The organism is Mesorhizobium sp. M0761 (assembly GCF_040320205.1).
Lineage (GTDB): Bacteria > Pseudomonadota > Alphaproteobacteria > Rhizobiales > Rhizobiaceae > Mesorhizobium.
On record NZ_JAMYPF010000003.1, the window covers coordinates 21,853 to 36,518 of the forward strand.

Sequence of the window (14,666 nt, forward strand, 5' to 3'; positions counted from 1 at the left end):
GGCGCGATCCGTGGCGCCGGCGGATAGTTCTGCGGTCATGGGGATGTTCGAACCAAATGACGATGCCGACTCTGAGACGGGATCTTTGTAATCCCCTGGGCCGGTTGGGCCACGTTCCCCACCATGGGCTTCCATTGGAGCATTCTCTAGCGGCAGAACCGGCTGGCCTTGAGGCCAGAACGGCTGTCGGCCCTACTGAACCTCGTAGCCGACCTCCTCGCTGGCATGGCAGAGCGCCTTCCAGAACGAGCGGGCGAAGGAGCGGAAGACATAGATATCGAACTGGTCGGCGCCGGTGCGCTGGATCTGCGCAAAGACGTCGTGATGGGTGGTCGAACGGCCGGCGCCTATGGGGAAGGCAGGCAGGGCGAAGTCGATGGCGAAGAATTTCGCCAGCACCCATTCGGCCTTAGGGCCGGCGATGCGGATAGCGGTGCGGCCATGCGACAGGTCGGTGATCGTGCCGATTACCGGGGTTACGTCCCGGGCAAAACTCGCCGCCAAGCCCTCGGCCTCGTCGACGACGGTGAATTTTCCAGGCGCGAAACCAAACACGGCCTTGCCGTCCTTGGCAACGCCGCCGCCGGCGCCATCGGGCAAATCGAGGCCGGTGACCTTGCCGATCGCCTCGATCAGCTGCTTTTCCGCGCCGGGCCATGCGGCCAGCTGCAGAATCGAGCCTGGCCTGATTTTGGTCAGAATGACATCGACGCCATGCTCGAAGTTGCCGTGCGAACCCGGATGGAACACCGGCTCGAGCGGCGAGAGCCGCTCGGGTGGCTGGCGTTCACGTGATTGGCGCTCAGCCATGCATGCGGCTCCCGTCCGGGTCGTAGAAATGGTTGGAGACGATTTCGACCGGCCCGAACCGCTTGCGCAGCGGATCGGAGACGAATGCCCGGGTGCCATGGCGCGCCTTGCCGCCCTCGACCAAAGCCAGCGCGATGTGCTTGCCCAGCGCCGGCGAGTAGCAGCAGGCGGTGATATGGCCGATGGAGTCGTGCGGATTGGCTTCGTCCAGTTCCTCGACGAGGTGGGCTCCGCCATTGAACGGCCGATTGTCGAGCGAGACTAGGCCGACCAGCTGCAGCCGCTCGGGCGCGATCAGGCCTTCGCGGTCCATCATCGCCGAGCCGATGAACGGCTTCTTCTTCGACAGCATCCAGTCGAGATGCAGGTCGCGCGCCGTGGTGCGGCCGTCGATCTCCGCGCCGGTGACATGGCCCTTTTCGATGCGCATCGTGCCCAACGCCTCCAGCCCGTAGGTGACCAGGCCGAACGGCTTGCCGGCTTCGATAAGGGCTTCCCAGACATGGGTGCCGTAGCCGGCGCCGCAATAGACCTCGAAGGCCATTTCTCCGGAGAAGGACAGCCGGCAAATCATCACCGGCACGCCTGATATCTCGCCGCGCACGATGCCCATGAACGGCAGGGCTGTGTTGTCGACCGCGGTGCCGGTGACACAGGCGGCGAGGATGGCCCGCGCCTTCGGCCCGCCGATGGCCGCGCCCGCCCATTCGTCGGTTACCGAGGTGACGTGCACTTTGAGCTCCGGCCAGATGACGTCGAGGAAATATTCCAGATGCTGCATCACCTTGCCGGCGTTGGCCGTGGTGGTCGTCATCAGGAAATCCTGTTCGCCGAGCCGCCATGTGGTGCCGTCGTCGAAGGCCAGCCCGTCCTCGCGCAGCATCAGGCCGTAGCGGGCCTTGCCGACGGGGAGGGTGGAAAACATGTTGGTGTAGACCCGGTCGAGGAATTCGCCCGCATCCGGTCCCTGAACGGCGATCTTGCCCAGCGTCGAGACGTCGACGATGCCGGCGCTTTCGCGCGTCGCCCTGGCTTCACGGACATAGGCCTGCTCGACCGTCTCGCCGGCAAGGCCGTAGATCATTGGTCGATACCAGAGGCCAGCGGAATACATCGTTGCGCCATTGGCGAGGTGCCAGTCATGCATGGGCGTCAGGCGCTCGGGTTTCAGATCGCCGAAGCGTTCGGCGGCAAGCGAGCCGATCGACACCGCGGAATAGGGCGGGCGGAAGCGCGTCGTTCCGACTTCGGGGATCGGTTTGCCCAACGCCTCGGCCATGATAGCGAGGCCCGGAACGTTGGAGTTCTTGCCCTGGTCGGTCGCCATGCCGAGCGTGGTGTAGCGCTTCAGATGCTCGACGGAGACAAAACCTTCGCGATGCGCCAGCCGCACGTCTTCGGCAGTCACGTCATGCTGGAAGTCGACGAAGCTTTTTCCCTTGGCTTTGATCTCGAACACCGGCGCCGGATCGGGGTTTCCCGGGGCTGCTTCGACATCCGGCAAAGCTGCCGGCGCAGCCGCTCCGCCCGCGGCGGACAGGCCGGCTGCACGGCCCTCAGTGATGGCTTCGACGGTCGAAAAGCTGCCGTTGAAAGCGCCGGCGCCAATCCATTGCCGAGTCGGTTTCGGCGGCAGGAAGGCCTGGCGGGCAGGGTTCCATTCGGCTCTGGCACCGGCCTGGCTGGCGAGATGGATGGTCGGCGACCAGCCACCCGACATCAGCAGGCAATCGGCGTGGATGCTGCGGGCGTCACCGCTGAGCGCGCCCGAGGTCATGTCGAAGCGCTGCACCTTGAGGCCGGAGAGCGCCTTGCCGCCTTCGGTGGCGACCACGGCATGGCCGGAGAGGATTTCGGCTTCGGCCTCGGTGGCGAGGCTGCGCATTTCGGCCGAAAGCTCGGGGCGCACATCGACGATGGCGACAATAGCCGCCCCGGCCTTCCTCAGCGCCAGCGCCGAGCGATAGGCGCTGTCATTGTTGGTGAACAGCGCGATCCTGTCGCCGGGCAGCACGCCATAATCATTGGCGTAGCGCTCGCCGGCATGCGCCAGCATGATGCCCGGCCGGTCATTGCCGGGAAACACAAGCGGCCGCTCGAAAGAGCCAGTGGCCAGCACCACCGTTTTGGCGCGGATCGCCCAGTAGCGATGGCGCGGCTCGCCCTTCCCAGGCGTTTCCTTGTGGTCGGTGACGCGCTCGAGTGCCGCCAGCGTGTTGCCGTCGTAATAGCCCCACACTGTGGTGCGCGGCAGCAGGCGGACCGTGTCATGGCCCTCAAGCTGGCTGACGGTGCGCGCCGCCCAGTCGGCGGCCGGCGCGCCGTCGATGGTCTCGCCGGACCAGTTGGCCGAGCCGCCGAAACGCGGCTCGAGTTCGGCCAGGATGACGCGCGCGCCCTGGTCGGCAGCGGCCTTGGCGGCTGACAGGCCGGCCGGGCCGGAGCCGACCACCAGCACGTCGCAAAACGCGTTCATGCGCTCGTAGCGCGAGGTGTCGGCGGCAATACCGGCGCGGCCCAGGCCGGCGGCGCGGCGGATGAAATGCTCGCAGAACATCCAGAAGCGGGTGCCTTTCAAGGGGCCGAAGACAGGGCCCATGAAGGTCTTGTAGTAGAAGCCGGCGGCCAGGATCTTGCCGCCGAGCTGGTTGACGGCGTTGATGTCCCAGGCGAGCGAGGGAAAGCGGTTCTGGCTGACGGCCACCAGCCCGTCATAGATCTCGACCATGGTTGCGGCGATGTTGGGCTCGCGCACTTCGCCGCGCAGCACCGTCACCAGCGCGTTCGGTTCCTCGACGCCGGCCGAGAGCAGGCCGCGCGGGCGGTGGTATTTGAACGAGCGGCCGAAAAGCGTCACGCCGTTGGCAAGCAGCGCCGAGGCCAGCGTGTCGCCGCCATGGCCGGTGTAAGGCGTGCCGTCGAAGGTGAAGCGGATGGTGCGCAGGCGGTCGATGCGGCCGCCGGTCTCGGTGCGGCGCGGGCTCACGACTTGCCTCCGGCTTTGTGCCGGGCGGCGGCATTGTGGTCGCCGCGGGCGAAACCGGTGCTGGAAATCTCATGCGTGACCGTGTTGCGCACCATCCTCAGATGGGTGCGGCAGCCGCCGGAATGCTGCCAGATCTCATTGTGGTCGCCGGCCGGGTTCAGCCGATCGTAGACATAGGCGTTCCAGGCGTCGAGGTCCTGCAAGTTGGGCTGCGGGCGCTCGCGGTTGCCGTCGCCCTGATAGGTGAACTCGATGACGTCGCGCGGGCCGCAATAGGGACAAGTGATAAGCATTTGTTTGAACCCTAATGCAGCCGGGGCGTTGCGCCCTGGCCCTTGTCGTCAATCACTAGGCCGCGATAAAAACGGTCGAGCGTGAACGGCGCGTTGAACGCGTGCGGTTCGTCCTTGGCGATGGTGTATGCGAAGCACCAGCCCGAGGCCGGCGTCGCCTTGAAGCCGCCATAGCACCAGCCGCAATTGAGATACATGCCCGGCAGCGGGCCGGTGGTGATGATCGGCGAACCGTCCATCGACATGTCGCAGACGCCGCCCCATGAGCGCAGCATGCGTACACGCGCAAGGCCGGGAAACAGCGCCAGCATCTCGCTCATCACCTCATCGACGATGGGCAGGTTGCCGCGCTGAGCGTAGCTGTTGTAGCCGTCGATGTCACCGCCGTAGACGAGGCCGCCCTTGTCGGACTGCGACATGTAGAAATGACCCATGCCGAAGGTCAGCACCGTGTCGACGAAAGGTTTCAGCGATTCGGTGACGAAGGCCTGCAGCACATGGCTCTCGATCGGCATCCTGTCGATGCCGGCAAGCTGCATCACCCGTCCGGTGCTGCCGGCAACGGCCACGGCAACTTTCTTGCCGCGGATCTCTCCGCGCGTCGTTTGCACGCCGGTGATGCGGTCGCCGTCGCGCAGGAAGCCGGTGACCTCGCAATTCTCGACGATGTCGACGCCGCGTCGGTCGGCGCCGCGGGCATAGCCCCAGGCCACCGCATCGTGACGGGCGGTGCCGGCGCGCGGCTGCATCAGGCCGCCGACGATCGGAAAGCGCGCGGAGGACGACATGTCCAGCGCCGGGACCAGGCGCGCGATCTCGGCGGTGCTCATCAGCTCGGCATCGACGCCGAGATGGCGCATGGCGTTGCCGCGCCTGGCCAAGTCGTCGAACTGGGCCGGCGTGTGAGCCAGGTTCAGGCAGCCGCGCTGCGAGAACATGACGTTGTAGTTGAGGTCGTGCGAAAGGTTCTCCCACATCTTCATCGAATGTTCGTAGAAGCGGGTGTTGGACGGCAAAAGGTAGTTGGAGCGCACCGCCGTGGTGTTACGGCCGACATTGCCGGAACCCAGCCAGCCCTTTTCCAGCACCGCGACATTGGTGATGCCGTGCTCCTTGGCCAGATAGTACGCCGTCGACAGGCCGTGGCCGCCGCCACCGATGATGATGACGTCATAGGAAGCCTTGGGGTCGGGCTTGCGCCAGGCCGGCTTCCAGTCCTTGTTTCCCTTGAGCGCGTTCGTGAGAAGCGAAAGGGCTGAATATTCCGCCATTCTTCATGTCATCCCTAGAGCATGATGCCGAAAAGTGTGAAGCGGTTTTCGGACGACATCATGCTCTATATCTTTGATTTTTAGAGCCGGATGATTTCAGGTCCAACAGACCTGAAGCCATCCGGCTCGGGTGCGATGCGGCAGACTATAGAGCAGGCGGCGTGCGCAAAGCCAAGATTGCGCCATGGCTTTTCGACTGGCCGACTCCCGCAAGGCGCCCAACTGTCATGCTTCGCCACGACTTGCCCCACGGGATGAGCGTCTCTATCAAGGACCGCTTTAGAAGCGGCCTTGCCGCCCTTTGAGTCGCCACCATTATGCTTTTTCGCTTCTTTCGCCTGATCCTGGTCCTCGCGCTCGTTGCCTTGGCGCCGCATTCGTTCGGCGCGATGGCGCAGGGGCTGGGCCAGGCGCCTGCCGGGCTGGTCGCCGACCAGCAGAAAATCCTGCAGGGTTTGACGACGAAAACCGACGCTCTGGAGAAGAAAGTCCAGGAGGACGGCGTCGATGACACCACCCTCGTCGAGATCCGCCTGCAGCTGGAAGAGCTGTCGCGCGCTGCGCTGAACAGCGCGCTGGCGTTCCGGTCCCGGCTGGGGGAGATCAATTCGAGGCTTGAGCAGCTTGGTGCGCCCCCGGCTGCCGGACAGCCGCCTGAACCGGATATCGTGACCGGCGAGCGCCAGGCGCTGGCGTCGGAAAAGGCGGAGATCAACGCCGTCATCGCCGGCGCGCAGAACCTGTCGATCCGCATCAATGCGCTGATCGAGAAGATCGGCAATATGCGCAGCGAGCTGTTTCGCAGCGGCCTAACCAAGCGCTATGTGCTGTCCGATGCACTGAGCCCGCAGGTGTTTTCCGACGCAAGGGACGAATACGCCAACTTCTACAGGGCGGTGTCATCGTGGCTGAGCTTTGCCTTCAAGTTCAAGTTCCAGGCGATGCTCGCGGCGACCCTCATGGCGCTTGCGTTGGCCGTGGTGCTTCTGGTCGGCGGGCGCCGCCTGTTTGGGCGCATCTTCGAGCCCGACGCGTCGGTTGAAGATCCGACGTATCTCAGCCGCCTGTCGGTGGCGTTCTGGTCGACTTTGCTGCCGACGCTGGCGGTCAGCGCCTTCCTCGCCTCGACGGTGTTCCTGTACAATTACTACAATGTGCTGCGCGGCGACATAGGCGTTTTCCTCAATGCTCTGGCAGCCGTCATCGCCATAGTGTTCTGTGTCAACCGCCTGACCAATGCGGCGCTGTCGCCCAGCATGCCGAACTGGCGCCTGATCCAGGTCGAGACCGGCCCGGCGCGTTGGCTGGTGCGGCTGACGACGGCCATGGCAGTCGTCATCGGCATCAACAATTTCCTGTCGATCGTCAACGACAAGATGGGCTCGCCCCTGTCGCTGACGGTGGCCAGGAGTTTTGTCGCCACCGTCATCGTGGGCGTAATCCTGATCCTTATGGCGCTGCTGAAGCCTTACAAGGATGCCGACGGGCGCTGGCGCCCCTGGCCGGCCTGGCTGCGCTACACCTGTGTCGCGCTCGGCCTGTTCACGATTGCGGCGGCGCTGTTCGGCTATATCGGTCTTGCCATCTTCGTCTCGTTGCAGGTCGTGGTCACCGGCACCATCCTGCTCACCGCCTATATCGGCTTCCTGTCGGCACGCGAGATCGGCGAGGAGGGTGGTTTCGCCGGCACGTCCATCGGGCGCTGGCTGAAGACCAATTCCAGCTATGAGGACACCGCGCTCGACCAACTCGGCCTCGTCGTCAGCGTCGCCATCAACCTGATGATCGTGCTGGTGTTCCTGCCGCTGATCCTGTTGATGTGGGGCTTCCAGCCCGGCGATATCCAGGCCTGGGGCTATAAATTGGCGACAGGCGTCACCGTCGGTTCGGTGACGATTTCGGTCACCGGCATCCTCACCGGAATCGTCGTCTTCATCATAGGCTATTTCCTGACCCGCTGGTTCCAGGGCTGGCTCGACGGCTCGGTAATGGCGCGCGGCAAGGTCGATACCGGCGTGCGCAACTCGATCCGGCTGGCGGTCGGCTATGCCGGCGTCGCGCTCGCTGGGCTCGTCGGCATCTCGGCGGCGGGCATCGATCTCTCCAACCTGGCGCTCGTTGCAGGCGCACTCTCGCTGGGTATCGGCTTTGGCCTGCAGAATGTCGTGTCCAACTTCGTGTCCGGCCTGATCCTTCTCGCCGAGCGGCCGTTCAAGGTCGGCGACTGGATCGTCGCCGGCGACACATCAGGCACGGTCAAGAAGATCAGCGTGCGCGCCACCGAAATCGAGACCTTCCAGCGGCAATCGGTGATCCTGCCCAATTCGAACCTCATCAACAACGCCGTCGGCAACTGGACGCACCGCAACAAGCTCGGACGTGTGGAGATCAAGGTCGGGGTCGCATATGGCAGCGACGTCAAGCGGGTACACGCGGTCCTGCTTGAGATTGCGCGCGGCCATGCGCTGGTGCTGAAGAACCCGGAACCCTTCGTCCTGTTCACCAATTTCGGGCCGGCAGCACTCGAGTTCGAGATCCGCGTGTTCCTGGCCGATGTGCTGAACGGCGCCATCGTTCAGAACGATATCCGCTTTGCCGTTCTCGATGCTTTTGACGCCGAGCACATAGAAATCCCCTCGACGCCGCGCGCCGAGGTCAAGGTCAAGCAGACCGACGCATGGCCGATCGACGACGACAAGATCGAGGTCGAGTTCGCCGAGAAGGAGCAGGCGGAGGCCAGAGCCGCCGCCGAGGCGAAGCGGCTGGCCAAAACTGGTCGCAAGGCCCGCAAACCCGATCCCAGCTAAGGCCCCAAGCTCCTCCCAAACCAATTGCGGCATGAATGCGGCATTCAGTTGCGGTTCAGCTTGCATCTCCTATAAGCTCACATGCAAAGGCGAGAATGCCTTGCGAAATGCAACAGAGGCGGTGTGGAAACACCGATATTGCAAAATGTGGAAGTCGCTCGTCGTCGCCATCGCTCTTACCGCAGCGAGTGGCTCGGCCTTTGCCGCCAGCGCGGTCAACAAGGATGCTGAGACCCGTACGCTGATCGTGACGGAAGGCGGCGGCAAGACGGAGCTGGCGCTGGCCGCCGGCGAAACCGTGGAATTCTGCCCGAACGGCTGTTTCGTCACCTTGCCCAATGGTGACCTCGAGGCCCTGACCGGCTCGGAAACGGTCGAAATCTCAGGTGGCGTTGCCCGCATCAAGTAAAGTCGGCAAGCAGATGTAGTAAAGGCCGGGCAATGCCCGGCCTTTTATTGTTCGCGGTAGCGATTGCTTAACAATGACGCGGGAAATATCGTGGCGCCTACCGGCTGCAACCGTGCGTTTTAACGTTCAATACGCCGTTCCGCCGCTATACCGGTGCGAAGACGCCGAAACACGGCGCAACCGGTTATGAATAGGGCAGAACGGACATGGATGCGCGGTCGGACAAGAACGCAATCCCGCTTGCGGTCGACCTCGACGGCACGCTGATTGCGACCGATCTTCTTTGGGAAGGCCTGTTCATCCTGCTCAAGAAGAATCCGCTCTATGTTTTCCTGGTCCCGTACTGGCTGGCCGCCGGCCCGGCGCGGCTGAAACAAGCCATCGCCGACCGCATCGATATCGATCCGGCCTCGCTGCCCTATCGCGAAGCGCTGCTGCAGCGGCTGCTCGCCGACCATAGCGACGGACGCAAGATCGTGCTGGCGACCGGTACGCCACGCAAGTTCGCCGAGGCGATCGCGGCGCATCTGGGCGTCTTCGACTATGTGCTGGCGACCGACGGTCCCCACAACATGACCTCGGGCCGCAAGCGCGACGCGCTCATCGCCGCCTATGGCGACGGCGGTTTCGACTATGCCGGCAACAGCCGGCACGACGTCAAGGTTTTCGGAGCCGCACGCAAGGCCATCGTCGTGGCGCCCGACCGCCATGCGAAGCGCTGGCAGGCCGCGCATAGCGCCGAAAGGATGCCGGCGCCGAAAAGGACATTGAAGACATTCGTCAAGATGCTGCGCGTGCATCAGTGGCTGAAGAATTCGCTGATCGCGGTGCCGATGGTGCTGTCGCATGAATACTTCAACATCAACATGATCTGGCAATGCCTGCTGGCGTTCGTCTCCTTCAGCGCCGTGGCTTCCGCCATCTACATTCTCAACGATTTCTTCGACCTTGCGCTCGACCGCAAGCATCCGACCAAACGCAACCGACCTTTCGCCAGCGGCGCTTTGTCGATCCCGTTCGGTCTCGGCGCGATGGCGGTGCTGCTGGCGATCGGCATTGCCGCCGGGCTTCTGTTGCCGATCGAGTTCCTGGGCGTGCTCGCCGGCTATCTGGTGGTGACCACAGCCTATTCGCTGTCGTTCAAGCGCATGCTCCTGGCCGACGTACTGACGCTGGCGGGGCTATACACTGTGCGTGTGCTGGCAGGTGCTGCGGCGACCGGGGTCGAAGTCTCGTTCTGGCTGCTCGCCTTCTCGATTTTCTTCTTCCTGTCGCTGGCGCTGGTGAAGCGCTATGTCGAACTGCGCACCACAGCCATTCCGGTGGGCGAGCGCATTGCCGGCCGCGGCTACCGCATCGAAGACCAGGAGATCGTCGCCCAGGCAGGAATGGCGTCGGCCTTCTCCTCGGCGCTGGTGCTGGCGCTGTACATGGACAGCGTCGCGGTACGCGAACTCTATCCGCATCCCTGGCTGGTCTGGCCGCTGGCGCCGATCGTGCTGTATTTGACCATGCGGGTCTGGATCCTGGCGCGCCGCAACGAGATGAATGACGATCCGGTCATCTTCATCATTCGCGACTGGCGAAGCCAGATCGTCGTGGTGATCGGCGCCGCCCTTCTGGTCGCGGGAGGCTGGTAGGGGATGGCCGGCGAACGGTACCGGAGTTTTGGCCTCGCCACGCCGGCCGCAAAGCGAGCCATCGCGGCCGACGATGCCATCGCGCTGATGCGAAGCGGCAAGGCGACAAAGAACGCTCTGCTCGCCTATGGCAATGGCCGCTCCTACGGTGATTCCTGCCAGAACGGGCCAGGTGCGGTCGTGGACATGCGGCCGCTGAACCGCATCGGCGCCTTCAATGCCGAGACCGGCCTGCTCGAGGCGGAGGCCGGCGTGTTCCTCTCCGATATCATTGCGCACACTGCACCTTACGGTTTCTTTCCGACTGTCGTCCCAGGCACCCAGTTCGTCACCCTTGGCGGCGCGATCGCCAATGACGTCCATGGCAAGAACCATCACCGGCGCGGCACCTTTGGCTGCCATGTCGAGTCGTTCACGCTGCTGCGCTCGGACGGGCGGACCTACACCTGCTCGGCAACCGACAATGCAAGGCTGTTTGCGGCGACGATCGGCGGCATGGGGCTGACCGGCCTGATCCTGTCGGCCTCGATCCGGCTGATGCGGGTGCATTCGCTCGACATCGCCGAGAAGGTAACGCGGTTTGCCGATCTCGGCGAATTCTTCGAACTGGCCGAGGCCGCCGACCAGGCCAATGAATATGCCGTCGCCTGGATCGACCAGCTTGCCGGCGGCCATGGCCGCGGGCGCGGCCTGTTGTTGACAGGCAATCATGCCGAGTATGGCTCGCATGCGGCGTCTCGCGCCGGCTCCCGTTTTTCAGTGCCGTTCCAGCCGCCGTTCAATGTGCTCAACCGGCCGTTCCTCACCGCCTTCAACGCCGCCTATCGGTGGAAGAAGGGGCGCTCGCCGGGGCCGAGCCAAACCGGCTACCAGGGCTTTTTCTTTCCGCTTGATGGTGTCGGCGACTGGAATCGGCTGTATGGCCCGAAAGGTCTCTACCAGCACCAGAGCTTGGTGCCGGAAAATGTCGCGCGTCAGACCGTGCCGGCGCTGCTCGATGCGGCGCGACGGGCCGGGCAGGGCTCTTTCCTCACCGTGTTGAAGCGCTTCGGCTCGATCCGCTCGCCGGGGCTGCTGTCCTTTCCGCGGCCAGGCTTCACGTTGACGCTGGATTTCCCCAATCGCGGCGACAGGACGCTGGCCCTGCTCAGCGAACTCGACCGCATCACGGTCGCGGCCGGCGGCGCGGTCAACCCGTACAAGGATGCGCGCATGGGCGCTGATACTTTCGCGGCCTCCTTCCCGAATTGGCAGCGGCTTGAAGCGCTGCGCGACCCGGCTTTCGTGTCCAGTTTCTGGCTGCGGACGGCGAAAATGCTCAACGTCCGGCCAAGGCGTGTCGAGGCAGCTGAATAGGTACAATCCGAATAAGTCATGGTGAATAGATCGTAAGTTCCGTAGTTTACTCAAAGCATTGTCGTGACTTCACGAAATGTTTGCAGGTTAGTAATAGGACCGTTGCGAGTGGCGGGTGCAAAATATGAAATACATCGTCTTCATTCTGTTCACGGTCATGACCAATGCCGCCGCGCAGCTGATGCTGAAGCAAGGCATGATGTCGCTCGGTCCCATTTCGTTCGAAGGCACCAATCCGCTGTTGAGGCTGTTGCAGGTCGTTTTCAGCCCATGGGTGTTTCTCGGCCTGTGCACCTTCGTCATCTCGATGGCTTCGCATCTCTACGTGCTGTCCAAGGTCGAGCTCAGCTTTGCGTATCCGTTCCTCAGCCTTGCCTATGTCGCGGTTGCGATCTTCGCCTATTTCATCTTCCGCGAGGACCTCAATGCCTGGCGCATTGCCGGCATCGCCTTCATCTGCGTTGGCACCGTGCTGATCGCGCAAAGCGGTCGAGACTTGGGCGGGCGCGGGCATGACGACCAAACCGCTTCCATCATCCCCGACAAGATCCAGACAAACGAGATCGTTCGATGAGACATGTTATTTTCGGCGGCGACGGCTTCGTCGGCCGTCATCTTGCCCCGAAGCTTGTGGCCGATGGTGAAGAGGTTGTCGTTGCCGACATCGTCAAGAGCGACCTGACGCACTATCGCAACGTTCGCTTCGTCACCTGCGATGTCACGGATACGGCCTCGGTGGCTAACATCGGATTGAAGGCCGACGACATGATCTACAACCTGTCGGCCAAAATGCTGTCGCCGATCCAGGTGCGGGCCAAGCGTCACGACTTCTTCTTTCCGGTGAATTTCCATGGCACCGAACACATCATGCAGGCGATGGACAAGGCCGGCGCGTCCAAGCTCGTCCACTACACCACGGACATGATCTACGGCCACACGGTCACCCAGCCGATGACCGAGGAGCACCCGGTCGCACCGCTCGGCGAATATGGCTGGTCGAAGCAGAAGACCGAGGAGCTCGCCGCTCAATGGCGCAAGCGCGGCATGTCGATCTCGCTGTTTCGCCCGCGTCTGATCATCGGTCCCGGCCGGCTCGGGATCCTGGAAAAGCTGTTCAAACTGATCGACTGGAATTTTCCTGTGCCGATGATCGGCTCGGGCAAGAACCCCTATCAGTTCATCTCGGTGTTCGATTGCGCGGAAGCTGCCCGCGCGGCCTGGAAGGCAGGCGTGCCCAACCAGGCCTATAATCTGGGCTCCCTCAATCCGCCGCCGGTGAAGAAATTGCTGGGCGACCTGATCAAGCATGCCGGCTCGAAGTCGCTGCTGATCCCGACGCCGGGCTGGGCGGTCAAGCGCACCCTCGACCTGCTCGATCTCATGAACATGCCGATCATGGATCCCGAACAATATCTGATCGCCGATGAGGAGTGCGTGCTCGACGTATCCAAGGCCGAGCGCCAGCTCGGCTGGGTGCCGCAATATCGCGACGAGGACATGCTGATCGCCGCCTACAGCGAATACCGCGCCAAGAAAGACGGGCTTGCCGTCACCGCAAATCATGTCCCCGCCGAATAGGTGGGACGACCAGGAGAACTCCGAAATGACCGTCATGGCCAAGCCTGAGCAGACGAACGCGCGCACCATGGTCGGCGCGCCGGCGTTGTCGCCTACCGCCATCGCCAAGCCCGACCTGATCAGCGTCGAGCAGGCGAAGGCGATGGATGTTGCGCGCATGACCGACTTGTTCAAGGCGCATCTCAATCCGGGCCAGCTGCATTTCATGAAGCTGCTCGGCTTCCACAAGATCAAGATCGAGCGTGCCGAAGGCATGTTCTACATCGACCAGAACGGCCGCAAGATTCTCGACTTCTTCGGCGGCTTCGGTTCGCTGGCCTTCGGCCACAACCATCCGCGCATCCTGGAGGCCCGGCGCAAATTCCAGGAGGAGAAGCGCCAGGAAATCGCCATCGCCTTCATGTCGCAATATGCATCGGCCCTTGCGCACAACATCGCCAAATGCTCGCCCGGCGATCTCGACATGGTGTTTCTGGGCTCGTCGGGTTCGGAAGCGATGGAAGCGGCGGTGAAGCTCGCCGAGCGCGCCGCCGGGCCGAAGAGGCCAAAAATCGTCTATGCCGAGAATTCCTTCCACGGCAAGACCAAGGGCGTGCTCGGCATTACCGATGGCCAGCTCTACCGCGCGGACTTCAAGATGGCTGAGAACACCGTTCGCATTCCGTTCGCCGATATCGAAGCGGTCGAGCGGCTGTTCCGCTCCGACCCGGAGGTCGGCGTCATAGTGCTTGAGACAATCCAGGGCGGCGGCGGCATCATCCAGGCGCCGGCCAAATACTGGCAGAAATTGCGCGTGCTCTGCGACCAGTATGGCGTGCTGTGGGTGGCGGACGAAGTGCAGTGCGGCTATGGCCGTTCGGGACGCTTCTATGCCTTCGAGCATTATGGCGTCGTGCCCGATGTGGCGGCGCTGGCGAAATCGCTCGGCGCCGGCAAGGCGGCGGTCGGCGCGATGATCGCCCGGCGCGAGGTCTATATGAAGGCCTATGGCACGCCGAAGACGGCGATGATCCATGCCATGGCCACCTTTGGCGGCATGGGCGAGGCCTGCGTCACCGCGATCGAGGGCATCAACGTGCTCTATGATGAGGGGCTGATCGACAACGCCGCCACTACCGGCGACTATCTGCTTCAGCGCCTGCAGGCGCTGAAGCAGAAGTACCCGAAGATCATGAAGGATGTGCGCGGCAAAGGCTTTATGGTCGGGCTCGAGTTCCACGACTTCTCGCAGACCTTGCCGATGGTGCTGCGTCCGATCGTCAGCGTCCTCGACGACAAGCTGAAGGGCTCGCTGTCGGGCTTCGTCGGCGCGCTGTTGCTGCGCGACTATGACGTGCTCGTCGCCTTCACCGAATACAACCGCAACGTCATCCGTCTCGAGCCGCCGCTGATCTGCCAGCGCGAGCATGTCGACCATTTCGTCGATGCCTTCGATAGCCTGCTGTCGCGCGGCATCGTGGGGATCGTGAAGGATTTCGTCAAAAGCCAGGTCCGTTAAAGAAGTCCGTTGAGCGAA

At 63.2% G+C, this 14,666-nt stretch carries 11 protein-coding genes; 7 read left to right on the forward strand and 4 right to left on the reverse strand.

Translation table 11 applies throughout. The annotated features are described in order from the left end of the window. Positions 1–192 precede the first annotated feature (192 nt). The 4 genes from NKI32_RS05440 to NKI32_RS05455 are packed head-to-tail and all read right to left on the reverse strand — an operon-like array spanning position 193 to position 5,360. On the reverse strand, positions 193–810 hold the full coding sequence (locus NKI32_RS05440; protein ID WP_352668881.1) for a sarcosine oxidase subunit gamma: 618 nt from the start codon (positions 808–810) through the stop codon (positions 193–195). Next, a complete protein-coding gene (locus NKI32_RS05445; RefSeq protein ID WP_353002170.1) occupies positions 803–3,796 on the reverse strand; it encodes a sarcosine oxidase subunit alpha in 2,994 nt (997 codons plus the stop codon). The genes NKI32_RS05440 and NKI32_RS05445 overlap by 8 nt, the downstream gene beginning before the upstream one ends. After that, positions 3,793–4,089, reverse strand: a complete 297-nt coding sequence (locus NKI32_RS05450) for a sarcosine oxidase subunit delta (protein WP_353002172.1) — start codon at positions 4,087–4,089, stop codon at positions 3,793–3,795. The genes NKI32_RS05445 and NKI32_RS05450 overlap by 4 nt, the downstream gene beginning before the upstream one ends. Before the next feature lie 11 nt (positions 4,090–4,100). Beyond that, complete coding sequence (locus NKI32_RS05455) at positions 4,101–5,360, reverse strand: sarcosine oxidase subunit beta family protein (protein WP_352668874.1); 1,260 nt, start codon at positions 5,358–5,360, stop codon at positions 4,101–4,103. Positions 5,361–5,677: 317 nt separating this feature from the next. On the opposite strand from NKI32_RS05455, the gene NKI32_RS05460 reads away from it, so the two are divergent. The 7 genes from NKI32_RS05460 to NKI32_RS05490 all read left to right on the forward strand — a co-directional run bounded on the left by NKI32_RS05460 (position 5,678) and on the right by NKI32_RS05490 (position 14,648). Then, on the forward strand, positions 5,678–8,167 hold the full coding sequence (locus NKI32_RS05460) for a mechanosensitive ion channel family protein (RefSeq protein ID WP_353002174.1): 2,490 nt from the start codon (positions 5,678–5,680) through the stop codon (positions 8,165–8,167). Between the two features lie 145 nt (positions 8,168–8,312). Next, complete coding sequence (locus NKI32_RS05465) at positions 8,313–8,576, forward strand: hypothetical protein (protein WP_023670370.1); 264 nt, start codon at positions 8,313–8,315, stop codon at positions 8,574–8,576. 206 nt (positions 8,577–8,782) lie between these two features. Next, positions 8,783–10,216 (forward strand): UbiA family prenyltransferase, encoded by a 1,434-nt coding sequence (locus NKI32_RS05470; RefSeq protein ID WP_023681796.1) that lies wholly within the window; start codon positions 8,783–8,785, stop codon positions 10,214–10,216. 3 nt (positions 10,217–10,219) lie between these two features. After that, positions 10,220–11,572: an FAD-binding oxidoreductase gene (locus NKI32_RS05475; protein ID WP_023681795.1), complete on the forward strand. Its 1,353-nt coding sequence runs from the start codon at positions 10,220–10,222 to the stop codon at positions 11,570–11,572. Between the two features lie 124 nt (positions 11,573–11,696). After that, on the forward strand, positions 11,697–12,146 hold the full coding sequence (locus NKI32_RS05480) for an EamA family transporter (RefSeq protein WP_023670373.1): 450 nt from the start codon (positions 11,697–11,699) through the stop codon (positions 12,144–12,146). Beyond that, on the forward strand, positions 12,143–13,150 hold the full coding sequence (locus NKI32_RS05485; RefSeq protein WP_023681794.1) for an NAD-dependent epimerase/dehydratase family protein: 1,008 nt from the start codon (positions 12,143–12,145) through the stop codon (positions 13,148–13,150). The genes NKI32_RS05480 and NKI32_RS05485 overlap by 4 nt, the downstream gene beginning before the upstream one ends. 67 nt (positions 13,151–13,217) lie before the next feature. Then, positions 13,218–14,648, forward strand: a complete 1,431-nt coding sequence (locus NKI32_RS05490) for an aspartate aminotransferase family protein (RefSeq protein ID WP_353002425.1) — start codon at positions 13,218–13,220, stop codon at positions 14,646–14,648. Positions 14,649–14,666: the final 18 nt, after the last annotated feature.

Coding starts and splice junctions, on each gene's coding strand:
- NKI32_RS05450 (WP_353002172.1), bottom strand. CDS start 4,089: ATGCTTATCACTTGTCCCTATTGCGGCCCGCGCGACGTCATCGAGTTC.
- NKI32_RS05440 (WP_352668881.1), bottom strand. CDS start 810: ATGGCTGAGCGCCAATCACGTGAACGCCAGCCACCCGAGCGGCTCTCG.
- NKI32_RS05480 (WP_023670373.1), top strand. CDS start 11,697: ATGAAATACATCGTCTTCATTCTGTTCACGGTCATGACCAATGCCGCC.
- NKI32_RS05485 (WP_023681794.1), top strand. CDS start 12,143: ATGAGACATGTTATTTTCGGCGGCGACGGCTTCGTCGGCCGTCATCTT.
- NKI32_RS05465 (WP_023670370.1), top strand. CDS start 8,313: ATGTGGAAGTCGCTCGTCGTCGCCATCGCTCTTACCGCAGCGAGTGGC.
- NKI32_RS05490 (WP_353002425.1), top strand. CDS start 13,218: ATGGTCGGCGCGCCGGCGTTGTCGCCTACCGCCATCGCCAAGCCCGAC.
- NKI32_RS05460 (WP_353002174.1), top strand. CDS start 5,678: ATGCTTTTTCGCTTCTTTCGCCTGATCCTGGTCCTCGCGCTCGTTGCC.
- NKI32_RS05470 (WP_023681796.1), top strand. CDS start 8,783: ATGGATGCGCGGTCGGACAAGAACGCAATCCCGCTTGCGGTCGACCTC.
- NKI32_RS05455 (WP_352668874.1), bottom strand. CDS start 5,360: ATGGCGGAATATTCAGCCCTTTCGCTTCTCACGAACGCGCTCAAGGGA.
- NKI32_RS05475 (WP_023681795.1), top strand. CDS start 10,220: ATGGCCGGCGAACGGTACCGGAGTTTTGGCCTCGCCACGCCGGCCGCA.